This window comes from Chitinophaga barathri (genome assembly GCF_003807585.1).
GTDB classification, from domain to species: Bacteria; Bacteroidota; Bacteroidia; order Chitinophagales; family Chitinophagaceae; genus Chitinophaga; species Chitinophaga barathri.
The window spans coordinates 36925-60651 of sequence record NZ_RMBX01000012.1; the positions used below are offsets into that span (position 1 = coordinate 36925).

Genomic DNA, 23727 nt, shown 5'->3' on the forward strand with positions numbered 1-23727 from the left:
CGAACCATGAAAAGATCCAATTATGCCCTCGGCTTTGCCATGGCCCTCATCGGCGCTATGATGTTCTCCGCCAAGGCCATTTACGTAAAACTCGTTTACCGCACGGAAGATATAGACGCTATTTCCATGCTGGCGCTGCGTATGATGTTCGCCGTGCCTTTTTACATCGTGACCGCCGTCGTGCTTTTCCGCCGGGCGGACAATGTGAAGCTCACCGCCCGCCAGTGGAGCTGGATAGCGGTACTCGGTTTCCTCGGCTATTATGCCAGCAGCCTGCTGGATTTTATGGGGCTGGCTTATATCACCGCCGGTCTTGAGCGGCTGATCCTTTTCCTTTACCCCACGTTCGCGTTGCTGATCGGTGCCATCGGCTTCGGTAAAAAGATCAGCCGCATCCAGTGGATAGCCTTGCTGATAGCGTATGGCGGCATGATAGTGGCTTTTGCGGGAGACGTGCAGCAGCAATGGGACCCCGGCGTGATCACGGGAAGCCTGCTGGTACTGGGTTGCGCGGTGACTTATGCTTTTTATATCGTGGGCGGCGGGGAGATCATCCCGAGGGTAGGCTCTATGAAATTCACTTCCTATGCCCTGTGTTTCGCCGCTATCGGCATATTTGTACAGTATTTCGTGAAACACGGCACCGAGGTGCGGCATTTTTCCGGGCATACGTACTGGTTATGTTTCCAGATGGCGATCGTGTCCACGGTGATCCCCACGTTCCTTACCAGTGAAGGCATCCGGAAGATCGGGTCCGGCAATACGGCGATCATCACGAGCGTGGGCCCGGTGGCAACGATTGTACAGGCATATATTTTCCTGGATGAGCCTATTACCTGGCCTCAGCTGGGCGGTACGGCGCTGGTGCTGGCGGGCGTGCTGCTGATCGGGAAAAACGGGAAGGAAAAGGAAACGGCAATAAAAAACGAGCGGTAGACTTTAACATCCCACCGCCCGTTCATTGGCAAGCAAAAGCAAAAAAGGGTACTCACAAACAAATCTGCTTCTCCGTCATCATCTTCCGGAGATTGATCAGACCGTATCTCATACGGCCCAATGCAGTATTGATGCTCACATTTGTGAGGTCGGCAATTTCTTTGAAACTCAGCTCCGCATAATGACGCAGGATGATCACTTCCCTTTGTTCGCCGGGAAGCAGATCCAGCATACGGCGCACGCTGTCGTGGCTCTGCCGGGTCATCATCTTTTCTTCAGCGCTGGGCTCGGAGAAGTTCAGTACGTTGAAGATGTCTTTATCGTCGCCGGTTTTAATAACAGGCGTGCGTTTGATTTTACGGAAATGGTCCACGCACAGGTTATGCGCGATGCGCATGGCCCAGGGAAGGAATTTGCCTTTCTCCGTATACCGGTCCGCACGGATGGTATCGATAATCTTGATGAAAGTATCCTGGAAGATATCTTCGGCAAGAAAAGTATCTTTTACGAGCAATACGATGGAGGTGAAAAGTTTGTCCTTATGACGATACACCAATTCTTCCAGGGCGGAAGAGTGACCTTTCTTGAACAGATTGATCAGTTGTTCGTCGTTCATTTTGTACATTACTTGCATATACGTCTACCAATAGCGGTTAGTAAATAGTACGGACTTAACAGTCAGTAGGTTGTTTTAGTAGCGTAAAGTTTAAGCGATAATGTACAATTTTATAAGTTATGAATATTCAACCGGGACTAGGTATAAGATGTCGGTTATTGCAAATATAACGGAATGTTTGAATAAAACAACACCAGCCGGATAATTTTGCTACTAAAGATGTACGAGGGATCGGGGCTCCCGGATTTGGGGAAAATTACCCGGGGGAATTTGACCGGCATACTGCCTCCGAATCCTTAAATTTGTGATCCTATGTGCGCAAAAGTAAAATCCAAGGAAGTGACCGTTGAACGTGAACCAGTTAGCTCACCTGACCATATCTTCATCAAAGGTGCCAGGGTGCATAATCTCAAGAATGTCAGCGTATCCATTCCCAGAAATAAACTCGTAGTGGTGACCGGTGTGAGCGGCTCGGGCAAATCCAGCCTCACCATGGACACCCTGTATGCCGAAGGCCAGCGCCGCTACGCGGAAAGCCTCAGCTCCTACGCCCGCCAGTTCCTCATGAGGATGAACAAGCCGGACGTGGATTACATCAAGGGCATCTGCCCGGCCATCGCCATCGAACAGAAGGTGATCACCCGTACCCCCCGCTCCACCGTGGGCTCCATGACCGAACTGTACGACTACCTGCGCCTGCTTTTTGCCCGCGCCGGCAGAACGTATTCCCCCGTTTCGGGCCAGCTGGTCAAAAAACACGAAGTGGCGGACGTGGTGGACTTTATCAGCCGCCTCCCCCATGGCAGCAAAGTGCAGATACTGGTGCCTTTCCGCCAGCACGCGAACCGTAAAGCGCCGGAAGAACTGAATATCCTGATGCAGAAAGGGTTTTCCCGCCTGTATACGGACGGCGGCCTGGTGCGCATCGAAGAGCTGCTGGAGGAAAAATCGCCCAAAATACCCGCTTCCGCCTATGTGCTGATAGACCGCATCGTGGTGAAAGACTTTGAGGAAGATGATAAACACCGGATCGCGGACTCCATCCAGACCGCCTTTTACGAAAGCGAAGGAGATTGTATCCTGGAAGTGGACGGCAAGCTCGCCCAGACCTTCTCCAACCGCTTCGAGCTGGACGGCATCCAGTTTGAAGAGCCTGTACCGAACCTTTTTTCCTTCAACAATCCTTACGGCGCCTGCCCCACCTGTGAAGGTTTTGGCCAGGTGCTGGGCATAGACGCGGACCTGGTGATCCCGGACAAACGCCTGAGCGTGTTCGAAGGCGCCGTGGCCCCCTGGCGGGGCGAAAAGATGGGTGAATACAAGGAAGCCCTGGTGAAAGCCGCCCGGAAGTTCAATTTCCCCATCCACAAACCCGTCTCCGAGCTGACGGATGAGCAGGTAAAGCTGCTCTGGACGGGCAACGAGCACTTTTACGGCCTGAACGAATTCTTCAAAATGGTGGAGCAGAACCTGTACAAGGTGCAATACCGCGTATTGCAGGCCCGCTACCGCGGCCGCACTGTATGCCCCACCTGCAACGGCGCCCGCCTGCGTAAAGAGGCCCTTTATGTAAAAGTGGGGGAGGCCAGCATTGCGGACCTCGTGGAAATGCCCGTGGAGAAACTGAAAGTATGGTTTGACGGCCTGGAACTGAACGAATACCAGCAACAGGTGTCCAAACGGATCCTGATAGAAGTGCACCACCGCGTAAAGACCCTGCTGGACGTAGGTCTTGGCTACCTTACCCTGAACCGTGTGGCGAACACGCTCAGCGGCGGGGAAAGCCAGCGTATCCAGCTCACCCGCACCCTTGGCAGCAACCTGACCAATTCCCTGTATATCCTGGACGAGCCGAGCATCGGCCTGCACGCCCGCGATACCCACCGCCTCATCCGCGTATTGCACGAGCTCCGCGACCTGGGGAACACCGTGGTGGTAGTGGAGCACGACGAGCAGCTGATGGAACAGGCGGATTATATCATAGACATGGGGCCGCTGGCCAGCCACCTGGGCGGCGAAGTGATCTTTGAAGGTACTTACCCCGAGATATTAAAAGACGGCAAAAGCCTCACCGGCAAATACCTCAGCGGCCACCTCCGCATAGAGCCGCCGGCGCACCTCCGCAAATGGAAACGCTCCATCACGCTGGAAGGCTGCCGCCAGCACAACCTGAAAAATATTGACGTGGAATTCCCGCTGGGCGTGCTTTGTGTAGTGACCGGCGTGTCCGGCTCAGGCAAGACCACCCTCGTGAAACAGATACTCTATCCCGCGCTGATGAAGCTGAAAGGGGAGTTTACGGACCGTGTGGGCACGCATCGGCTCATGAAAGGTGATATGGACCACATCACCCAGATCGAGATGATCGACCAGAACCCGATCGGCAAAAGCTCCCGTTCCAACCCGGTGACCTACATCAAAGCCTACGACGAGATCCGCGACCTGTTCTCCAAACAACCGCTGTCAAAAATGCGCGGCTTCCAGCCCAAACATTTTTCGTTCAACGTAGACGGCGGGCGCTGCGATACCTGCAAAGGCGAAGGCGAAGTGATCGTGGAAATGCAGTTCCTCGCGGACGTGCACCTCACCTGCGAGACCTGCGGCGGCAAACGTTTTAAAGACGAAGTGCTGGAGGTGCAGTATAAGGGCAAAAGCATTTACGACATCCTGGAAATGGGTGTGGACGAGGCCATCGAGTTTTTCAAAGAAGAAAAAGATGTGGCAGGAAAGATCCGCCCGCTCAGCGATGTGGGCCTGGGTTATGTGAAGCTGGGCCAAAGCTCTGATACGCTTTCCGGTGGCGAGGCGCAGCGTGTGAAGCTCGCGAGTTTCCTCGGCAAAGGCAAAGCGCAGGGGCATATCCTTTTTATCTTCGATGAGCCCACTACCGGGCTTCACTTCCACGATATCCGCAAACTGCTGGCGAGTTTCAACGCCCTGATAGAACAGGGCCACAGCGTGCTGGTGATAGAGCACAACCTGGACGTGATCCGCAGTGCGGACTGGGCGATAGACCTGGGGCCGGAAGGCGGAGAAGGTGGCGGGAAACTGCTGTACGCCGGTGTGCCGGAGGGGTTGAAAAAAGTGAAGGAAAGTTATACCGGCAAGTTCCTCTGATAAACTGATTAAACGATTGCATGTATTCCAGTGGCGAATTACCGATTGGTTTCGCCTGCAACATGTTCCGGATGACGGGAATGTTGCAGCTGGTAATCAGATACAAATGGATTATACAACGATTGGTGTATTGGCAATAACCTTTATTGCCACCATCATAAGATCAACTTTTGGATTCGGGGAAGCATTGATCGCCGTTCCACTGCTTATCCTCTTTCTGCCGATTAATATCGCCGTTCCGCTCTCCGTGCTTTTGTCGGTTTTTATTGCGTTGGTCGTAGTAGTGCAGGACCATAAAAAAATCCACTTAAGCAGTGCAAAATGGCTGATCCTGTTCGCATTGCCGGGAATTCCTTTGGGGATTGTGATATTGATGTACGGGAGTGAGTTGTTTGTGAAAATCGGATTGGGGCTTATCCTGATCGTTTATTCACTGTATTCGTTGTTGGGGAAAAGCAAGATCGTGCTTCCAAAGGATAACATGTTCTGGCTTTTTATATGCGGCTTCGCCTCGGGCGTTTTTGGCGGGGCTTATGGCATAAACGGGCCGCCGCTCGTGGTGTATGGCAATATGCGGCAATGGGGCGCTAAACAATTCCGGGCTACGTTGCAGGCATATTTTTTACCGGCCAGTCTTATTGGCGTGATCGGATATTTTTGGGAAGGGCTTTTAAATGCCGAAGTGTGGAAATACTTCCTGTTTTCATTGCCGGTAACAGTACCTGCCATATTCCTGGGGCGTTATTTTAACCACCAGTTAAAGGACGATTCGTTTTTCAAATACATTTACTGGGGGCTGATATTGATCGGGATATTTTTGATCGCGGATACATTCCGGTAATAGAAAAAGGCAAACCCTGCGGTTTGCCTTTTTACATATCTTTTAATGGAGCCGCTTATCTCAGGCGGTCCAGGCTTTTGATCAGTTTTTCGTCTTTGTAGATCCCGCGCGCTGCCAGGAAGAGGCATACGACCATTACCACGGGCAGAAAGGCCGGCAGCAGGTAGTTTGCCCGCACAATGATGGCACCGGAGGACTGGAGGGCATTGGCGGTATCCTGTACTTTAAAATAGATCAGCGCCAGTATGCCGATAGCCAGCAGGATGTTCAGTACGGTGAGCCTGAACTGGAGCTTGCGTTTTTTGTACAGGAAAATGGTGACCAGGCTCAGGATGGTGCTCACCATCAGCACGGTAAATATCAGATAACTGGAGGTGGCATTGAACGTTTCCACGGCGGTGGTGGCGCCCCTGGTAAGGGTGGCTTTCCAGAGATCAAAACTACCCATGGCGCCCCCGGCAATGGCGGCAAGCAGCAGAAACAGGCTTTGAATGCGTTGTATCATGATATTTGCGAATGTTTAACAGGGTAAAAGTAAATAATTATTGTGAACCTACACGAACAGAGTAGGCCCCGTTCCTCCGATACTTCGTATATTGCACGCCCAATAACAATCTTATATGGCTAAGAAACTGAATAAGCAGGATGCCCTCGATTATCATGCGAAGGGCAGGCCCGGCAAGATAGAAGTTATACCTACGAAAGACACCAAAACCCAGTGGGATCTTTCCCTCGCCTACTCTCCCGGCGTGGCGGAACCATGCAAGGAAATAGCCGCAGACGTTGAAAATGTTTATAAATATACCGCCAAAGGTAACCTCGTTGCCGTGATAAGCAACGGCACCGCCGTACTCGGCCTCGGGGATATTGGCCCCGAAGCAGGCAAACCGGTGATGGAAGGGAAAGGCGTACTTTTCAAAATATTTGCGGACATCGATGTGTTTGATATTGAACTGAATACGCGGGACGTAGATGAGTTTGTACAGGTGGTGAAAGCCATGGAACCGACTTTCGGCGGCATCAACCTGGAAGATATTAAAAGCCCCGAGTGTTTTGCGATAGAAGAGCGGCTGAGAAAGGAATTGAAGATCCCCATCATGCACGACGACCAGCACGGCACCGCCATCATTTCCAGCGCGGCTTTGCTGAATGCGCTGGAGCTGGTGAAAAAGAAAATAGAAAAAGTGAAGTTCGTGGTGAACGGCGCGGGCGCCGCCGCCATGGCTTGTGTGAGGCTTTACGCTTCGCTGGGCGCCAAACCGGAGAACTTCATCATGTTCGATAAAGACGGTGTGCTGAACCGCCAGCGTACGGACCTGGACCAGATGAAACTTGAGTTTGCCACCACTTCCAAAGCAACCACCCTCACGGAAGCCCTGAAAGGCGCGGACGTGTTTGTGGGTCTTTCAGTGGGCAACGTCGTTACGGCTGAAATGGTGAAAAGCATGGCTAAAAACCCGATCGTGTTCGCCATGGCGAACCCTGACCCGGAGATCGCCTATGAAACAGCCGTAACCTCCCGCAAAGACGTGATCATGGCCACCGGCCGTTCCGATTATCCTAACCAGGTGAACAACGTACTGGGTTTCCCGTACATCTTCCGCGGCGCGCTGGACGTACGCGCCACGCAGATCAACGAGGCGATGAAACTCGCCGCCGTACATGCTTTGGCGGACCTTGCCAAATCGCCCGTGCCGGATATTGTGAACCTGGCTTACAACGAACGTAACCTCGTATTCGGCCCTACCTATATTATTCCCAAACCGCTGGACCCGCGCCTGCTGAGCACCGTAGCCCCCGCAGTGGCGAAAGCCGCCATGGACAGCGGTGTAGCGCATGCGCCCATCACAGACTGGGACGCCTACAAAGTGGTGCTGAACCACCGCCTGGGCCTGGACAACCAGCTGTTCCGCGTGATCGGCTCCAAAGCCCGCAAAGACCCTCGCCGCGTGGTGTTTGCGGAAGCGGACAATATCAAGATATTAAAAGCCGCGCAGGTGGTGAATGATGAAAACATCGCGCACCCGATACTCCTGGGCAATGAAAAACGTATCCGCCAGCTGATGGAGGAGAACAGCATTGAGATAGACGACGTAGTGATCATTGACCCGAAAAGCGAAGAAATGGCGGCCAAACGCCATCACTTCGGGGAGCTGTTTTTCCAGAAACGCCAGCGCAAGGGCATGAACCTGTACGAAGCCAAAAAGATCATGCGCGAGCGCAACTACTTTGGCTGTATGATGGTGGAAACAGGAGAAGCGGACGCTCTGATCTCCGGCCTTACCCGCAAATACCCGGACACCATCCGCCCGGCCCTGCAGGTAATAGGCATGGAAGAAGGCGCCAAACGCGTGGCCGGGATGTACATCATCAATACCAAACGCGGCCCGCTGTTCCTCGCGGATACCACGGTGAACCTGAACCCTACGGCGGAAGAGCTGGCGGACATCACGCTGCTGGTAGCCAAAGAAGTACGCCAGTTCAACATCACGCCGCGCATCGCCATGGTGTCTTATTCAAACTTCGGCTCCAGCCAGACGCCCGAGGCGCAGATGATGAGCCAGGCCCGTGAGATCGTAAAAAAGAAAGACCCGACCCTCACGGTGGACGGCGAGATACAGGCGGCGATGGCTTTCAACAAAGAAATACTGAAAGACAATTATCCTTTCTCCGAACTGATCGGCGAAGATGTGAACACCCTCATTTTCCCGAACCTGGCCGCCGGCAACGTGGCTTACAACCTGCTCCAGGAAGTGGCCGGCTTTGACGCCATCGGCCCGATCCTGCTCGGGATGAAGAAACCGGTGCATATCCTGCAACTGGGATCTACCGTAAGGCAGATCGTGAACGTGGTGCTGATAGCTGTCGTGGATGCACAAACGAAATGTTGCAAAGAGGCAGAAACGAAGGGCGGGAAGAAGAAATAAGTGTTAAACTGAAATTTAATATAAGCAAACGGCACGGATATCCCGTGCCGTTTGTATTTTGTTAGCCGTAACCAAATATCCCTACAAGATGAAAAAACTAGTATGCACCATGCTTGTCTGCATTTTCTGTGCGCAGACTGTTTTCTCCCAAACTGAACCGACACCTGAGAAAGTAAAAGAATTAATGCAACTCACCGGCGCTGCCAATCTTGGTATCCAGATGATGAACAACATGATCGGTGAGTTCAGGACCATGCTTCCCCACGTGGATTCAACATTCTGGCAGGATTTTGCGAAAGAAGTGAAGGTGGATGAAATGGTGGACCTGGTGGTTCCCATTTACCAGAAACACTTCACATCGCAGGATGTGGACGGGCTGATCGCCTTCTACAAAACGCCGCTGGGCAGAAAGACGGTGGCACAATTGCCGCTGGTCACCCAGGAATGTTATCACGCTGGCCAGAAATATGGTGAACAGCTTGGCAAGCGGGTAGTGGAACGGCTAAAGGCCAAAGGCATTGACCTTGAAAAAAAGGGATGAGCTGTCTGAAGAGACAAAACAGATCTAAACCACCGGCGAACCCGGTGGTTTTTCTTTACCCGGCAACAGGGATAATTCGTAAATTTCGGGATGCAATCTATCTCCCGCAAGAAGATATTTTTCCCGCTGAACCCCGCATTCAGGAACTACCTGAAGCTGTATGAAAGGGAAGTGGACCTGCCGCTCAGCTACGAAGAGCTGAAGTATTACGACTACGGCATCCCCGTGTACGACAAGCAGGGGAAGGACACGCTATGGGAATCGGTGATGTACCCGCAAAGTATGGTAGGCCCCATACAGGCGGGCCTCAAACGCATCTATTCCATCATGAAGGCCGGCGGGGACCAGACGGCGGAAGAGCACCTGCACATCGAGCGGATAGACTACTGCACGTTTGGCAACAGCCATCCTTTCCGTATCAAGATCGTGAACAACTACAACGAGGTGTACGATTATTTCTACATCAAGATCGCGGATGCGTCGCGGATATACGGCCTGGAGCTGGAGCATATCCTCAGCCCGTACTGGATGACCTTTCTCGTGGACGGCAACACGCTGGTGGAAGAACACATTGCGGGCGTGCCCGGCGACCAGTTCGCCAAAGATTACCTGGACCGCCCGGAGTTCAACCCCAAACGTATCGCCAAGGAGTTCGTGAAATTCAACGAACGCTGTTTTGTGCGGCTGCTGGGGGATATGCGCTCCTACAATTTTATCTTCGACATCACGCCGGACTTTGACGACGTGCAGTTCCGCATACGCGCCATAGACTTCGACCAGCAGTTCTATGAAGGCAAAAAGACCCTGTACATGCCCCAGTTCTTTAAGGAGAACCGGGTATTTGTGGAGCTGGCCATGAAACACCTGAACGCCGAGGTGGTGAAACAGTACCAGCAGGAGGAGCGCTCGCTCATTGCCCGCCGCATCAAGGTACAGCGCCACCGGATCAAAGACCTGCGGGATGTGATCATGACGGACCGTGTATCCTTTCCCGGGAAAATAAAACAACTGGGTGAGGAGCTGGCGCAGCATTACCACGACGCGGTATTTGCCCGCTGCACCACGATGGGCGAAATTATCGAGCGGAGCCTTAAACGGCTGCTGGTAGGCAGCTTGCGATAAATGACATTCAAATAGTTTTTCCCAGTATCTTTGACTAGTTATGGAGTTTAGATTTTTTTACCATTTCGGCAGGTACCTGCTGATGCTGAAAGGAATGTTTTCCCGCCCGGAGAACATGCGGATGTATTGGAAGGAATTCATGAAACAGTGTGTGGACATAGGGTTGGGCTCCCTGGGCATTGTGGTGATCATCTCCCTGTTCCTCGGGGCGGTAACCACGGTACAAACAGCTTACCAGCTGGTAAGCGGCTTCATTCCCAAATCCACCATCGCACAGGTGGTGAGGGACACCCTGATCCTGGAGCTGGCCCCCACCATGGTATGTATCGTGCTGGGCGGGGTGGTAGGCTCCAAAATAGCCTCCGAGCTGGGGAATATGCGCATTTCCGAGCAGATAGACGCGCAGGAGATCATGGGCATCAATACAAAAGCATACCTCATCGGACCCAAAATACTAGCCGCCCTGGTGACCATACCGGGGCTGGTGGTGATCGCCGCTTTCCTCGGCATCTTCGGGGGGCTGGAAGCCGGCAAGATGAGCGGCATCATTTCCCACGAAGAATTCATGCAGGGCCTCAGGCAATCTTTTGACGGGTACAACGTGTTTTTCGCCCTGAGTAAAGCATACACCTACTCCTTTATCATTTCCAGTATTCCCGCTTATTACGGCTACAACGTGACCGGCGGCGCCCTGGAAATTGGTCGCGCCAGTACTACCGCCGTGGTGGTAAGCTGTGTGCTGATCTTATTTGCTGACTACGCACTGGCTGCACTGTTGCTCTAAAAAACACAAGACACGAACAGATGATAGAACTGAAAAACATCCGGAAGAGCTTTGGAGACAAGGAGATACTAAAAGACGTGTCCGCGAACATGGAGCCGGGTAAAACGAACCTGATCATCGGCGCGAGCGGCAGCGGCAAAACGGTGCTGATGAAATGTATGGTGGGCCTGATGAAGGTGGATAGCGGCACTGTGCTGTACAACGGCCAGGATTTTACCGCCATGGACGATCACGAAAAGAAACCCATCCGCCAGGAAATAGGCATGTTGTTCCAGGGTTCCGCCCTGTTTGACAGTATGACCGTGGAGCAGAACATCATGTTCCCCCTGGATATGTTCTCCAGCATGAGCTACAGGGAACGCCGCAAAAGAATGCAGGAGTGCCTGGACCGTGTGGAACTGAAAGACGCGAACAAAAAGTTTCCCGCCGAGATCTCCGGCGGGATGAAAAAGCGTGTAGGCATTGCCCGCGCCATCGTGCTCAACCCCAAATATCTTTTTGTGGATGAGCCGAATTCCGGCCTGGACCCCCAGACCTCCCTCATTATCGATAAACTCATCAAGGACATCACCGTGGAATACAACATTACCACGGTGGTGAACACCCATGATATGAACACCGTAATGGAATCCGGCGACCATATCATCTATATGCACCAGGGCAAGAAGCAGTGGGAAGGCAGCAATGAAGACATCATCTTCAGCGAAGACAAGCTGCTGAACGACTTCATTTTTGCGTCCGAGTTCTTCCAGGATATCAAGGAGATGCGGAAGCTGGAGATGTTCCGGGACAAGAACTGGAGAGCCAAACAGGCGGGTGGCGGTAACAAATAGTTAATATTCTTCAACTAAATGGCCTTTCCTTTTCTTTTTAGCCATTATCCGTTATTTTTGCCCCACCTTAACGTAAAAATTAATTAAATCAAGCGCGATGAGTGTTTTAGTAAATAAGCATAGTAAAGTGATTGTGCAGGGATTTACCGGTACTGAAGGTACTTTCCACGCCACACAAATGATTGAATACGGCACCAACGTGGTAGGTGGCGTGACCCCGGGTAAAGGCGGCAGCAGCCACCTGGAGCGCCCGGTATTTAATACCGTGGCCGATGCTGTAAAAGCAACGGGAGCGAACGTATCCATCATTTTCGTACCGCCGGCATTCGCCGCGGACGCGATCATGGAAGCTGCCGATGCGGGCATCGCGCTGGTGGTTTGTATCACAGAAGGTATCCCCGTACAGGACATGGTGAAAGCCAAGAGTTACCTGTTAAATCATAATACCCGCCTGATCGGCCCGAACTGTCCGGGTGTGATCACCGCGGAAGAAGCTAAAGTAGGCATCATGCCCGGCTTTATCTTCAAAAAAGGCCGTATCGGCATCGTATCCAAATCCGGTACCCTCACTTACGAAGCTGCGGACCAGGTGGTGAAAGCAGGCCTGGGCGTATCTACCGCTATCGGTATCGGTGGCGACCCGATCATTGGCACCCCCACCAAAGACGCTGTGGAACTGCTGATGAACGATCCTGAAACGGACGCTATCATCATGATCGGCGAGATCGGCGGCAGCATGGAAGCTGAAGCAGCCGAGTGGATCAAGGCAAATCCCCGCAAACCCGTGGTAGGTTTCATCGCCGGCCAGACTGCTCCCGCAGGCCGCCGTATGGGCCATGCCGGTGCAATTGTTGGTGGTGAAGACGATACCGCTGCCGCTAAAATGAAGATCATGCGCGCCTGTGGCGTTCACGTGGTGGACAGCCCGGCGGACATCGGAAAGAAAATGGCTGAAGTGCTGAAAGGCGTACCCGCCTGAGGCCAGGAAGCTCAGAAATAGTTAAAAGCCCCGTTGCTGTTTAAGCTACGGGGCTTTTTTGTGCGGATAAGAGATATGAACGGGGTTGCGGCCCGGCAACAGGCATGGCGCCTTAAATATTACCTTTGCACCGGTTTTATGCGAACGTACGATTACATACTGGTAGGCCAGGGCATTGCAGGCACGATGCTCGGCTGGTTCCTGCAACAGGCGGGGCAGCAGGTCGTGGTATATGACGATGCCCGCCCGCACAGCGCTTCCCGCACCGCCGCGGGTATCATCAACCCCGTGTCTGGCCGGAAGTTTGAAGTGGCATGGCGCTACGACAGCATCTATCCTTTTGCGGAGCAGACCTACCGGGCCATGGAAGCGGCTTTGCAGATCAGCTGTTTCCGGGAGCGGGATATCTGGAACGTATGGCCTTCCGCGCAGATGCGGGACGCGTTCGCCGCCTGCCCCACACCGTATTCCCATCAACCGCCGGAACTGAGATATAAAGAGGAATTGCAGCAGCCTTTTGGCGCGGGGATCGTGAAGGGAGCGAATGTACAGCTTGGCAGCCTGCTGCCCGCCTGGCGAAAGACCGCCGAAGTGCGCGCGGAACGGTTTGATGCGGGGAAGCTGGCGCTGAAGGAAAACGGGGTGGAATACGAAGACGTACAGGCAAAGGCCGTGATCTTCTGCGAAGGCGTGGAAAGCCCGCTGAACCCATGGTTCGGCAAGCTGAAGTTTTTACCCAATAAAGGAGAAGCCCTGATCATACAACTACCCTTTCCTACCACGGACATTATCAAAAAAAGCGTCACGCTCGTGCCTTTGGATGACGCACCCGGTATGCCTGCTGAAGCGCTCTACTGGGCAGGCGCCACCTTTTCCTGGGATTATACGGACGCACTGCCCACCGCAGCCGCCCGTGAATCGCTGGAAAACCAGCTCAAACAATTGCTGAACACCGGCTTTGAGGTAAAGGACCATATTGCCGCAGTGCGCCCTTCCGGGCCGGACAGGCGGCCGATGGCCGGCCTGCACCCGCGTATTCCGCAGGTGGGCATCTTCAACGGGATGGGCTCCAAAGGTTGTTCCCTGGCTCCCTGGGCCGCTAAAGCCTTTGTGGACAACCTGCTGGAAAACACCCCGCTGCCGCCTGAAATAGATATTAAACGGTATTTTAATGCCTTAAGATAGATTTTCAGAGGTCCAGTGCTTATCTTTGACCTCCTTTATCAATAGAAAAGCATAGTATACAATGTACAGATCGCACACATGTGGAGAATTGCGCATGGAGCACGTAGGCCAGCCGGTCACGCTGGCAGGATGGGTGCAGACCGTCCGCAAGTTTGGAAGTATTACGTTTGTTGACCTCCGCGACCGCTACGGTATTACGCAGCTGCTGCTGGGCGAATCGCTCAACGCACAGCTGGACGCGCAGCCCCTGGGCCGTGAATTCGTCATCCAGGTAAAAGGTACCGTTACAGAACGTACCGCGAAAAACGCCAATATCCCCACCGGCGATGTCGAAATAACCGCTTCGGAATTCACCGTGCTGAACGGTTCCAAAACGCCCCCTTTCACCATCCAGGACGAAACGGATGGCGGGGACGAGCTGCGCATGAAATACCGTTACCTCGACCTGCGCCGCAATATCGTAAAACAAAACCTTACCCTCCGCTACCGGGTGAACCGCTCCGTGCGGAACTTCCTGGACAGCCGCGGGTTTATGGATATCGAAACGCCGGTGCTCATCAAGTCCACGCCGGAAGGCGCGCGCGACTTCGTGGTGCCCAGCCGTATGAACCCCAACCAGTTCTACGCCCTGCCGCAATCCCCGCAAACATTCAAACAACTGCTGATGGTAAGCGGCTACGACCGTTATTACCAGATCGTGAAATGTTTCCGCGACGAGGACCTGCGCGCAGACCGCCAGCCCGAGTTCACACAGATAGACTGTGAAATGAGCTTCGTGGACCAGGAAGATATCCTGGGAAACTTCGAGGAAATGACCAAACACGTATTCCGCGAGATCAAAGGCATAGAATTCCATGAGCCGTTCCCCCGCATGACCTGGGACGATGCCATGAAATATTATGGCAACGACAAGCCGGACATCCGTTTTGAAATGAAACTGGTAGACCTCGGCGAAACCGCCCGTGGCAACGGTTTTAAAGTATTTGACGACGCGGAACTGGTGGTAGGCATTAATGCTTCCGGCTGCGCCGAATATACCCGCAAACAACTGGACGAACTGACCGAATGGGTGAAACGCCCGCAGATCGGCATGACCGGCCTGATATATATCCGTTACAATACGGACGGTTCGCTGAAAAGCTCCGTGGACAAGTTCTTCAACGAAACGGCCCTGAAACTGTTCGCAGACCAGTGCCAGGCAAAACCGGGCGACCTGATCCTGATCCTCGCCGGAAAAGAAGAACGCACCCGCAAAGCGATGAGCGAACTGCGTCTTGAAATGGGCGAGCGCCTGGGATATCGTAATAAAGATGTGTACAAACCCCTGTGGGTGATAGACTTCCCGCTGTTCGAATACGCGGAGGAAGACAACCGCTGGGTGGCCCGTCACCATCCTTTTACAGCGCCCAAGCCCGAGCACATCCACCTCATGGATGATACTTCGCAGTACGGCAGGATCAAAGCGAACGCTTACGACATCGTGCTGAACGGCACCGAGATCGGCGGCGGCTCTATCCGTATCTTCCAGCGCGACCTGCAGGAGAAAATGTTCTCCGCCCTCGGTATGACCAAAGAAGAAGCGGCGCACAAGTTCGGCTTCCTGCTGGGCGCATTCGAGTTTGGCGCGCCTCCGCACGGCGGTATCGCCTTCGGTTTCGATCGTTTCTGCTCATTGCTGGGCGGCAGCGAAACCATCCGCGACTTCATCGCGTTCCCGAAAAATAACTCCGGCCGCGACGTAATGCTGGATGCACCGAGTGAAATAGACCAGGTGCAGCTGGATGAACTGAAATTGAACCTGCTGAAATAAACAGGTAAAAGATAAAAGGAAGGGCCACCCGGTTTGGGTGGCCTTTTCGTTTAAGCAGGTTGGCTGAGGTGATTTTCTGGTGATTAGAACGCTTTATCTGTTTTTCAACGCTGTGAGAACGCTTTTACTGCGGTATTACTAAGCCGTAAAAGGGAGAAGCGATGCCGGTTACACGCCGGTATAAGGCCAGTATGAGGCCGGTTAGAAGAAGGTTAGCAGCAAAAGACCGGGTAGAATGCCTCTGCCGATCTAAAGTGATGATATATTCACCTAAAGCCATGTCGAACGATAGAGCAAGGAAAGAGCAAGGATAGAGCAAGGGAAGAGCAAGGAGAAGAAGTGGTAAAATAGTACCAGGAAACTTAGAACAACCGGATATCCGGGATGATGGGTATCACCTTTACTACTTTCACCAGGTTGTTAAAATCCGGGTACAGCGGGTTGAGGAGGTAATTGAATTCCTGCTGCAACACAGCCGAGCGTACTTTGACGGCGAGGTATTGCAGGTCTTTCATCAGCGCGTCCCCTTCTTCTTTCAGCGCTATATTTTCCGTTTCCATCCATTCGGCGGGGAGTTTATCATCCGGGAAGTGGTAAACGGGAGCCTTGTCGCTTACCTCGATCTCCATGATGAACATATCCGGGGGCATTTCGGACTCATCTACGTGCACGAGGGTTTCCAGCATGGCCAGGGAGCGGTTTTCGCTGGCATACAATACAAACGTGCCGGGATTGTTCCAGCGGCCGCCAAACTTAAAGGCGCCCGTGCCGGAAAGGTCCCGCGTTCTTTCTTCGTTCTGAACGATCCGGTACACCAGCATATATCAGGAATAAACGCCTTCTTCCAAACGGCCCAGCACCTGGGTAACGAGTTTGATGCCGGTAGGGGTGTTCAGCAGGTCGAAGGGCTTTTGATTATTAAGGGCTTTGTTTTCTTTATTGAACCAGCGTGTGACCTTACCAGCATCCTGGAAGATGCCGAAGGCCATGGCATAAGTGCCGGCAATCTCGTACATATGACTGCTTACATAGTCTTCCAGCTTCTCGTCCTCTTTTTTGCGGATGAGGGTTTTGTAAGACATGTTCAGCAGCGGGGCCATGAGCGTCATGGGTATATCGAGGAACTGCGAAAAGTGGTCCACCGCGCTTTTGGGGATGCCTTCGTGGAGTATCCTGAATACGTCTATGGTGGAAGTGGGCGTTACTTTGATGTAACTCGCCGCTCCCAGCAGGTACCATGTGAACTGGGACACGGAAAAGTTGCCCCTGGCGGTATAAGCCGAGGCCGGCGCGACGGCGGCCAATGTTTCCTGTTTGTTGTGTCTCCTGATCATTGTGGGTAATTTTACCCAAAGGTACAATGCATTTTACCTATTTCCAAAACATTCCTTTCTTCTCCTTTCTTCCTGAAAACCAGCCGGATACCCTTTGCTGTAGGTTAAATTACAACCGATTAACATATCAATTGCAAGATATGTATCCATATTGCTGTAATATTGCCGGGTGAATACGCCTTACCTGTGCAGATTGGTCCACTTAATTTTTACGCATGTTTTTAAAGAAAAGAAACCTGTTGCTCAGCGGTCTCCTGGTTACCAGCCTTGCGGCCCCGGCACAGAAAGCCCCCAAAAATTACATTAAGAAATTCTCGCCCGTTGCAGTTAACCTCATGAAAGAAACCGGCGTGCCCGCCAGTGTGATCCTGGGCATCGCTATGCTGGAGTCCGGCAGCGGCACCAGCAAAAACGCCCGCCTCCTTCGGAATCACTTCGGGATCGTGGGCAAAAACAACCTTGCCAAACGCGGTGAAACTTACCGCAGCGTGTACCGCGAGTATGCCACAGATACCGCCTCTTATCATTCATTCGTGAGGCTGGTGCTGAAAAGGAAATGGTACCCCGCCATGAAAGGGAACGAGGATTATAACGCCTGGCTGGAGAAGCTGATTCATTCCAATTATTCCTCCGCGGGAAATGTGTGGGTGAGCCGCGTAAAATCCATGATCCGGAAGTATAAATTATATGAACTGGATGATGAATTAAAGCTGGCAAAACAATAGATTTGTATCCGATTTTAAGCGGGGTATAACCGGGCCGGGTATACGATTCCGCTTTTGAATATACCGACTATGCCATCCGGAAACAAACATCCCTATCCTTTTATGATAGTGCTGGGCACCCTGCTCGGCCTTGCCGTGATCTCGCTTGTCAACAATACCATTACCTTCGGCAGTTATACCCTGCGGCCGCTGGATATCCTGGCCGATCTCCGCAGGCAGCAGCCCGATGGGGACACGATAACGGTGGCGGCTATACCCGCCGGCGCGGATTCCCTTGAGACGGATTCGGCAGGGATGCACATTCCTAAAGACTTTGCCACTTACACCGGGATCCTGGACTACGGTTTCAACGCCGGGGACAAAGGCGCCGGGATGCAATATTTTATGCACGCGCTGAAAGAGCTGAAGACCGGCAGGCGCAAAAAAGTGCGGATCGCCTATTTCGGGGACTCGATGATAGAAGGCGACCTGATCACGGCGGACCTGCGGGACAGCCTCCAGGCTTATTTCGGCGGGGAAGGCGTGGGTTTTGTGCCCGCCACTTCCGTGGTATCCGGCTTCCGTACCACCATCAGCCACAGCTTTTCCCCTAACTGGACGGATTATCATTTCCGCAACAACCCGCCGGCCGGCACTGAGCTGGGCCCTTCCGGCCATGCATTTGTGCCCGCGCCCGAAAGCTGGGTGCGCTACCAGCCGGTGAAACACCACCGCCTGGACCAGTTTGAAGAAATAAGCCTCCTCTACGGCAGCGGCCACCGGAACATTGTGGTGAACAACAAAAGCCTGGAACTGAACGGCAAGGGCAAGATCAACGCTTATTCCTTCGTAACGGATTCTTCCCAGAGGTCCCTCACCCTCAAATTCAACAACAACAATCCCGCGCTCTTTTATGGCGTATGTTTCGAAAGCCTGAACGGCATCTTCCTCGATAATTATTCCTTCCGCGGCATCAGCGGCATAGAGCTGGGCAAGCTCAGCCGCAGCATGTGGGACCAGGTGCAGAGCGTGCGCCCGTACGACCTCATTGTACTGCATTACGGTGCCAACGTGCTTTTCCTGCCGGAGAACACCCGGTTTGACTGGTACGAAAAACCGATGGTGAAAGTGGTGGATTCCCTGCGCCGGTATTTTCCGCATACCTCTATCCTGATCGTAGGTACGGCGGATAAGGCGTACAAGAAAAAAGGCAAATACGTGACCGCGCCCGGTGTAAAAGCGTTGATGAAAGTGCAGCACAAGTTTGCGGAAAGCCGCAGCATCGCTTACTGGAACCTCTTTTCGGCTATGGGCGGCGAAGGGGCTATGACGCGCTGGGTGGATACGGCCATGGCCAATAAAGATTACACGCACTTCAATTTCCGCGGGGCCTCCAAGGTAGGCGCCCTTTTATATAAAGCGATCATGGATGAATATCAGCAGGCGGATATGTAAGGGCCTCATATGGTTTTGGTTTTTCACAGGGAGTTGCACGGCGGCATTCGCACAGCGGCATCACCTGTACAACGATACAAGCCTGTACCGGGTTTATGGCCTGTTGCAGCAAAAAGAAGAGAAAGTGATACCTATCCTTCACCTCGGCGATTCGCATGTGCAGGCGGGATTTTTCCCGAATGCAGTGAGGGACAGGCTGCAGGGTGAATTTGGCGATGCGGGCCAAGGCTGGGTGTTTCCCTATAACCTTGCAGGCACCAATGGTCCGGATGATTACCGCTGGAGCAGTTTTTTCCGCTGGAACGGTGATCGTATGGTGGACCGGAACCTGGGTCAGTGGCCTGGTCCGGGAGGTATCATGATCAGCAGGCAGCAGGGCATGTCGCTGCTTACTTTCAGCGGCAAACCCGTAAAATGCCTGAAGCTGTGGTACGAAGGCGGGGAGGGCCTGCCCGAAGCCAACGCCGGAGAAGACCACCCGGCAGCCGGTGAGGCTATGGTGTATGAAGGTGAGCCGGTGATGGCGGCAAAGGAAGTAAAGGTGTGTATGGATTCGGTGGTGAGCGGCATCAGCCTGAGGTTCCCTTCTATCAGCCGCTTTTATGGTGCAGTGGCGGAGAATGGAAAGCCTGGCATATTGTATCATGCTATCGGGATCAACGGGGCGCAGTTCTCCCACTACAACCAGTTTGAGGGGAAGATCACCGCTTCGCAGATGGAAATATTAAAACCTGCGCTGGTGATCATTTCGCTGGGTACGAACGAAGCCTTTGGAGGAATATCCGCAGTGCAGCTTCGGCAGGAGATCGGGAAGATGATGGAGGTGATGAAAAGCCTTGCGCCGGAAGCGCGTTTTATTTTTACCACCCCGCCATCGGGGATGATGAAAAAACGGCAGGTGCCGTATAAAAAGAAGGGCAAAAAACGCACGTATTACCGCGTGAGTTATGTAAAAGTGCCCCAGGCCACCACCCTCCGCGATGCCATGATCACCCTGTGCGACGAGAACGGATGGGCGTACTGGGACCTGTACGAGGCGATGAAGGCGGACAAACGGTTTGCCCGCGCCTGGAGCGGGGACCACGTGCATTTTAACGCCTACGGCTACAACCTGCAAGGGCAGCTGCTGGCCGAAGCCGTCCTGGATTCTTTTCAACAATGGAACAAACAAAAAAGCAAACCATAACCCATGTCTTTTGAAAACCTGAAATCGCTGTTGCTCTATAACAAAGAGGAATTGATCCTCTTTAACAGCGCATTTTTCCTGTATTTCTTCGCCACCTTCCTGTTTTGTTACCAGCTGGCGCGTAAGAACGAAAGGGCCAGGGTATGGGTGTTCACACTGTTTTCCCTTTATTTTTTCTATAAAGCCTGCAACGAATATGTACTGCTGGTGATCCTTTCCGCCATCGTGGATTTTTACATCAGCAACCGCATCCATACCGAACAAAAGGACATCATCCGCAAACGGCTGCTATGGTTCAGCGTGGTGATCAATGTGGGGATGTTGTGTTATTTCAAATACACGAACTTCTTTATACAGATCGTCAACGATGTGACGGCGGGCAACATCAGCCCGGTGAACCTGATCCTGCCCATCGGTATTTCCTTTTACACTTTCGAGAACCTGAGTTATACCGTGGACGTGTACCGGAAAGAGATCAAACCGGTGGACAAGTTCATGGACTATCTTTTTTTCCTGTCCTTTTTCCCGAAACTGATGATGGGCCCGATCGTGCGGGCGGCGGACTTTATCCCGCAGATCAGGCAGGCGTATGTGCTGAATATGGAAGATGTGGGGAAAGGGATGTTCCTGATCATCAGCGGACTGTTCAAAAAAGTGGTGCTCAGCGATTTTATCAACCAGAATTTTGTCCAGTATATTTTTGACGACCCTGGGCGTTACTCCGGCCTGGAGTGCCTGTTTGGCGTGTATGCCTATGCGCTGGTGATCTACTGCGATTTCTCCGGTTATTCCGATATGGCCATTGGTATTGCCCGCTGGGTGGGCTTTAAGCTGCCGCCCAACTTCAATAAACCCTACCAGAGCAGTTCCATTACCGAATTCTGGCGGAGGTGGCATATTTCTTTATCGTCCTGGCTGAAGGATTACATCTATATCCCGCTGGGGGGCAACCGCAAGGGCACGTTCCGGCAATATGTCAACCTGTTCCTGACCATGCTGATCGGCGGCTTCTGGCATGGGGCCAGCTGGAATTTTATCTTCTGGGGCGGCGTACACGGCGGGGCGCTGGGGATAGATAAAATATGGATACAATGGCAGAAAACCCGTACCTGGATGCGGAGTACGCCTTTGCGGGCGCGTCTCTGGAAAGCCGGCGGGGTACTGTTCACTTTCCACCTGGTTTGTTTCTGCTGGATCTTTTTCAGGATGGAGCACTTCAGCGGCGCCTGGGCGCTGCTGCACCAGGTCGTTTTTGAGTTCCAGGGCCACCTGCTGCCGCAGCTGCTGAATGCCTATCCCCAGGTGTTCACGCTGATGGCTACTGGTTATTTCCTGCATTTCCTGCCCGAGGTGGCGGAAAAGAAGCTGGAGGGCAGGCTCCAGGTAATGCCCGTCTGGGCGTCCGTGGCCGTAATGATCCTGTTTATCTGGTTCCTGAACGAGGTAAAGACACTGGAGCCGATGATCCCGATCTACTTGCAGTTTTAAGGGTTTTTCATACTGAGCACATTTAAAATCTGAAGTGTATGCAGATTTTTTTACATGCGTATGCACAAACCTGATAATAAGTGACTACCTTTGCGTCCTAACTTTTGTCTTTAAAGTAAAACTTATGCGTACTGTTACACTGAGGAGAGTCGTGATAACCGGAATGGGAGCTATCACACCGATCGGTAATGATGTGAACACGTTCTGGAATAATCTGAAAGCCGGCAAGAGTGGTGCGGGCCCGATAACGAAGTTCGACACCACGGAATTCAAAACGAAATTTGCCTGTGAACTGAAGGGACTGGATATAGAAGCGTTTATAGAAAAGAAGGAAGCCCGCAAGATGGATACTTTCACGCAATACGCCATGGTGGTAGCGCAGGAAGCGATCCAGAACTGCGGGGTGGACCTGGAGAAGATAGACCGCAGCAAGTTTGGCGTGATCTGGGCATCCGGCAACGGCGGTATGCAGACGTTCGAGGACCAGATCGTGGAGTTCACCCAGGCGAACTTTGTACCGAAGTTCAGCCCTTTCTTTATACCGAGGCTCATCTCAGACATTGCGGCCGGTCAGATCGCCATTAAATATGGCCTGATGGGCATAAATTACTGTACAGTATCCGCCTGCGCATCGTCCAACAGTGCGCTGGTAGACGCTTTCAACTATATCCGCCTCGGCAAGGCCAATATGATCATTGCCGGCGGTTCCGAAGGCCCGATCACCCGTGCGGGTATAGCAGGTTTTAATGCCCTCAAGGCGCTTTCCACCCGCAACGACGATGCTTTGCATGCTTCACGCCCCTTCGATAAAGACCGTGATGGTTTTGTAATGGGCGAAGGCGCGGGCGCCGTTATCCTGGAAGATTACGATCATGCCATTGCACGCGGTGCCACTATCTACGGAGAAATGGTAGGCGGCGCGATGAGCTGCGACGCATATCACCTTACCGCCACTCACCCCGAAGGCGTGGGCGCGCAGCTGGGTATGAAAGAAGCGCTGGCGGATGCAGGTCTTTCCCTCACCGATGTGGATTATATCAACGCACACGCGACCTCTACACCGCTGGGAGATATCAGCGAACTGAAAGCGATCAAAACCCTCTTCGGCGATCATGCATCCAAGCTGAATATCAGCGCTACCAAATCCATGACAGGCCACCTGCTGGGAGCTGCCGGCGCGATAGAAGCGATTGCCTGTATCAAAGCCGTGCAGGAAGATATCGTACCGCCGACCATCAACACCACTGAGCTGGGCGAAGATATCCCCGCGGGGCTGAACCTCACGCTGGGAGAGGCGCAGAAGCGTACGATCAATGTTGCGCTGAGCAATACCTTTGGTTTTGGCGGGCACAATGCGATTGCAGCGTTCGCGAAATTCCAGGGATAAAAAATACGTTTATACGACACTAAAAAGGGGTGGGAATTTAAAACTTCCACCCCTTTATATTTTTACATATTATCAAATCAAATATCCCGGTTTTTGTACCCGGCGAATGAAAACATTTGCTAATTTTACGTCCGTTAACCTTAATTCTGAAATGATGTTTTAATTTGTTTGTTAGTGTACCCGCGTACTCACCGTTTTTTATTCAGCACATATTTGCAGATGTTTGTGAATGCCTTACCTGGCAAGCGTTTGCGCGCATGTTCACAGGCCGTTTGTGTTTGGCTGTTCAGCAGGATGTAATGCCTTTTCCGGGCCTGATGTACTTTTGCAGGATACGATTTTCCATGCTCATGATATCCTTTTGCAGAAGACATTTTCATCATTACGATATCCTTTTTTCGGCAGCATCAGGCGTCTTTTACATGCAGTCTTTGCAAGCGTGTGCATATGGGTGAGTATGCTCCATAATAGATGTATAATGA

The 23727-nt window shown here is 52.6% G+C and carries 20 protein-coding genes; 16 read left to right on the forward strand and 4 right to left on the reverse strand.

Annotation, left to right across the window (positions count from 1 at the left end; genetic code table 11):
* Positions 1-6 precede the first annotated feature (6 nt).
* Positions 7-936 (forward strand): DMT family transporter, encoded by a 930-nt coding sequence (locus EG028_RS20575; protein ID WP_120518221.1) that lies wholly within the window; start codon positions 7-9, stop codon positions 934-936.
* 52 nt (positions 937-988) lie between these two features.
* Here EG028_RS20575 and EG028_RS20580 read toward each other — a convergent pair whose 3' ends face one another.
* Positions 989-1570 carry an RNA polymerase sigma factor gene (locus tag EG028_RS20580; protein ID WP_174235434.1) on the reverse strand — a complete coding sequence of 194 codons (582 nt, stop codon included), beginning with the start codon at positions 1568-1570 and terminating at the stop codon, positions 989-991.
* 294 nt (positions 1571-1864) lie between these two features.
* On the opposite strand from EG028_RS20580, the gene uvrA reads away from it, so the two are divergent.
* The gene (gene uvrA, locus EG028_RS20585; RefSeq protein WP_120518223.1) at positions 1865-4669 is read left to right on the forward strand and encodes an excinuclease ABC subunit UvrA; all 2805 of its coding nucleotides are present in this window, start codon (positions 1865-1867) and stop codon (positions 4667-4669) included.
* 106 nt (positions 4670-4775) lie between these two features.
* Positions 4776-5510, forward strand: coding sequence for a sulfite exporter TauE/SafE family protein (locus tag EG028_RS20590; protein ID WP_120518418.1), 735 nt, complete (start codon positions 4776-4778; stop codon positions 5508-5510).
* A gap of 55 nt (positions 5511-5565) precedes the next feature.
* Here the strand turns inward: EG028_RS20590 and EG028_RS20595 are convergent, their stop codons facing one another.
* A complete protein-coding gene (locus tag EG028_RS20595; RefSeq protein ID WP_120518224.1) occupies positions 5566-6015 on the reverse strand; it encodes a DUF4293 domain-containing protein in 450 nt (149 codons plus the stop codon).
* 115 nt (positions 6016-6130) lie between these two features.
* On the opposite strand from EG028_RS20595, the gene EG028_RS28130 reads away from it, so the two are divergent.
* From EG028_RS28130 to aspS, 8 genes are all read left to right on the forward strand, one after another.
* On the forward strand, positions 6131-8437 hold the full coding sequence (locus EG028_RS28130; RefSeq protein WP_120518225.1) for an NADP-dependent malic enzyme: 2307 nt from the start codon (positions 6131-6133) through the stop codon (positions 8435-8437).
* An 88-nt stretch (positions 8438-8525) separates the two neighbouring features.
* Complete coding sequence (locus EG028_RS20605) at positions 8526-8978, forward strand: DUF2059 domain-containing protein (protein WP_120518226.1); 453 nt, start codon at positions 8526-8528, stop codon at positions 8976-8978.
* Positions 8979-9068: 90 nt separating this feature from the next.
* On the forward strand, positions 9069-10100 hold the full coding sequence (locus tag EG028_RS20610) for a hypothetical protein (protein ID WP_120518227.1): 1032 nt from the start codon (positions 9069-9071) through the stop codon (positions 10098-10100).
* Between the two features lie 40 nt (positions 10101-10140).
* A complete protein-coding gene (locus EG028_RS20615; RefSeq protein ID WP_120518228.1) occupies positions 10141-10884 on the forward strand; it encodes an MlaE family ABC transporter permease in 744 nt (247 codons plus the stop codon).
* A 20-nt stretch (positions 10885-10904) separates the two neighbouring features.
* Positions 10905-11717 (forward strand): ABC transporter ATP-binding protein, encoded by an 813-nt coding sequence (locus EG028_RS20620; protein WP_120518229.1) that lies wholly within the window; start codon positions 10905-10907, stop codon positions 11715-11717.
* 97 nt (positions 11718-11814) lie between these two features.
* Positions 11815-12696: a succinate--CoA ligase subunit alpha gene (gene sucD, locus EG028_RS20625; protein WP_120518230.1), complete on the forward strand. Its 882-nt coding sequence runs from the start codon at positions 11815-11817 to the stop codon at positions 12694-12696.
* A gap of 138 nt (positions 12697-12834) precedes the next feature.
* Complete coding sequence (locus EG028_RS20630) at positions 12835-13881, forward strand: NAD(P)/FAD-dependent oxidoreductase (RefSeq protein WP_162946590.1); 1047 nt, start codon at positions 12835-12837, stop codon at positions 13879-13881.
* Between the two features lie 61 nt (positions 13882-13942).
* Positions 13943-15691, forward strand: coding sequence for an aspartate--tRNA ligase (gene aspS, locus EG028_RS20635; protein ID WP_120518232.1), 1749 nt, complete (start codon positions 13943-13945; stop codon positions 15689-15691).
* Positions 15692-16053: 362 nt separating this feature from the next.
* On the opposite strand, the gene EG028_RS20640 is transcribed toward aspS, so the two are convergent.
* Both EG028_RS20640 and parS read right to left on the reverse strand, forming a co-directional pair.
* Complete coding sequence (locus tag EG028_RS20640; protein ID WP_120518233.1) at positions 16054-16512, reverse strand: RES family NAD+ phosphorylase; 459 nt, start codon at positions 16510-16512, stop codon at positions 16054-16056.
* 3 nt (positions 16513-16515) lie between these two features.
* The gene (gene parS, locus EG028_RS20645) at positions 16516-17025 is read right to left on the reverse strand and encodes a type II RES/Xre toxin-antitoxin system antitoxin (RefSeq protein WP_120518234.1); all 510 of its coding nucleotides are present in this window, start codon (positions 17023-17025) and stop codon (positions 16516-16518) included.
* 215 nt (positions 17026-17240) lie between these two features.
* Between parS and EG028_RS20650 the strand changes: the two genes are divergently transcribed.
* The 5 genes from EG028_RS20650 to fabF all read left to right on the forward strand — a co-directional run bounded on the left by EG028_RS20650 (position 17241) and on the right by fabF (position 23245).
* Positions 17241-17750 carry a glucosaminidase domain-containing protein gene (locus tag EG028_RS20650; RefSeq protein ID WP_120518235.1) on the forward strand — a complete coding sequence of 170 codons (510 nt, stop codon included), beginning with the start codon at positions 17241-17243 and terminating at the stop codon, positions 17748-17750.
* A 69-nt stretch (positions 17751-17819) separates the two neighbouring features.
* Positions 17820-19184, forward strand: a complete 1365-nt coding sequence (locus tag EG028_RS20655; RefSeq protein WP_120518236.1) for an SGNH/GDSL hydrolase family protein — start codon at positions 17820-17822, stop codon at positions 19182-19184.
* Complete coding sequence (locus EG028_RS20660) at positions 19159-20370, forward strand: GDSL-type esterase/lipase family protein (protein WP_120518237.1); 1212 nt, start codon at positions 19159-19161, stop codon at positions 20368-20370. Before EG028_RS20655 ends, EG028_RS20660 begins: the two co-directional genes overlap by 26 nt.
* A 3-nt stretch (positions 20371-20373) precedes the next feature.
* A complete protein-coding gene (locus tag EG028_RS20665; protein ID WP_120518238.1) occupies positions 20374-21858 on the forward strand; it encodes an MBOAT family O-acyltransferase in 1485 nt (494 codons plus the stop codon).
* Between the two features lie 124 nt (positions 21859-21982).
* Complete coding sequence (gene fabF / locus EG028_RS20670) at positions 21983-23245, forward strand: beta-ketoacyl-ACP synthase II (protein WP_120518239.1); 1263 nt, start codon at positions 21983-21985, stop codon at positions 23243-23245.
* The last annotated feature ends 482 nt before the right edge of the window (positions 23246-23727 follow it).

Bases quoted from the DNA above. Each gene is read 5' to 3' on its own strand.
- EG028_RS20655 (WP_120518236.1), top strand. From the start codon at position 17,820: ATGCCATCCGGAAACAAACATCCCTATCCTTTTATGATAGTGCTGGGC.
- EG028_RS20590 (WP_120518418.1), top strand. From the start codon at position 4,776: ATGGATTATACAACGATTGGTGTATTGGCAATAACCTTTATTGCCACC.
- aspS (WP_120518232.1), top strand. From the start codon at position 13,943: ATGTACAGATCGCACACATGTGGAGAATTGCGCATGGAGCACGTAGGC.
- EG028_RS20640 (WP_120518233.1), bottom strand. From the start codon at position 16,512: ATGCTGGTGTACCGGATCGTTCAGAACGAAGAAAGAACGCGGGACCTT.
- EG028_RS20630 (WP_162946590.1), top strand. From the start codon at position 12,835: ATGCGAACGTACGATTACATACTGGTAGGCCAGGGCATTGCAGGCACG.
- uvrA (WP_120518223.1), top strand. From the start codon at position 1,865: ATGTGCGCAAAAGTAAAATCCAAGGAAGTGACCGTTGAACGTGAACCA.
- fabF (WP_120518239.1), top strand. From the start codon at position 21,983: ATGCGTACTGTTACACTGAGGAGAGTCGTGATAACCGGAATGGGAGCT.
- EG028_RS20610 (WP_120518227.1), top strand. From the start codon at position 9,069: ATGCAATCTATCTCCCGCAAGAAGATATTTTTCCCGCTGAACCCCGCA.
- EG028_RS20660 (WP_120518237.1), top strand. From the start codon at position 19,159: ATGAATATCAGCAGGCGGATATGTAAGGGCCTCATATGGTTTTGGTTT.
- sucD (WP_120518230.1), top strand. From the start codon at position 11,815: ATGAGTGTTTTAGTAAATAAGCATAGTAAAGTGATTGTGCAGGGATTT.
- EG028_RS20620 (WP_120518229.1), top strand. From the start codon at position 10,905: ATGATAGAACTGAAAAACATCCGGAAGAGCTTTGGAGACAAGGAGATA.
- EG028_RS28130 (WP_120518225.1), top strand. From the start codon at position 6,131: ATGGCTAAGAAACTGAATAAGCAGGATGCCCTCGATTATCATGCGAAG.
- EG028_RS20605 (WP_120518226.1), top strand. From the start codon at position 8,526: ATGAAAAAACTAGTATGCACCATGCTTGTCTGCATTTTCTGTGCGCAG.
- EG028_RS20580 (WP_174235434.1), bottom strand. From the start codon at position 1,570: ATGCAAGTAATGTACAAAATGAACGACGAACAACTGATCAATCTGTTC.
- EG028_RS20665 (WP_120518238.1), top strand. From the start codon at position 20,374: ATGTCTTTTGAAAACCTGAAATCGCTGTTGCTCTATAACAAAGAGGAA.
- EG028_RS20615 (WP_120518228.1), top strand. From the start codon at position 10,141: ATGGAGTTTAGATTTTTTTACCATTTCGGCAGGTACCTGCTGATGCTG.
- EG028_RS20595 (WP_120518224.1), bottom strand. From the start codon at position 6,015: ATGATACAACGCATTCAAAGCCTGTTTCTGCTGCTTGCCGCCATTGCC.
- parS (WP_120518234.1), bottom strand. From the start codon at position 17,025: ATGATCAGGAGACACAACAAACAGGAAACATTGGCCGCCGTCGCGCCG.
- EG028_RS20575 (WP_120518221.1), top strand. From the start codon at position 7: ATGAAAAGATCCAATTATGCCCTCGGCTTTGCCATGGCCCTCATCGGC.
- EG028_RS20650 (WP_120518235.1), top strand. From the start codon at position 17,241: ATGTTTTTAAAGAAAAGAAACCTGTTGCTCAGCGGTCTCCTGGTTACC.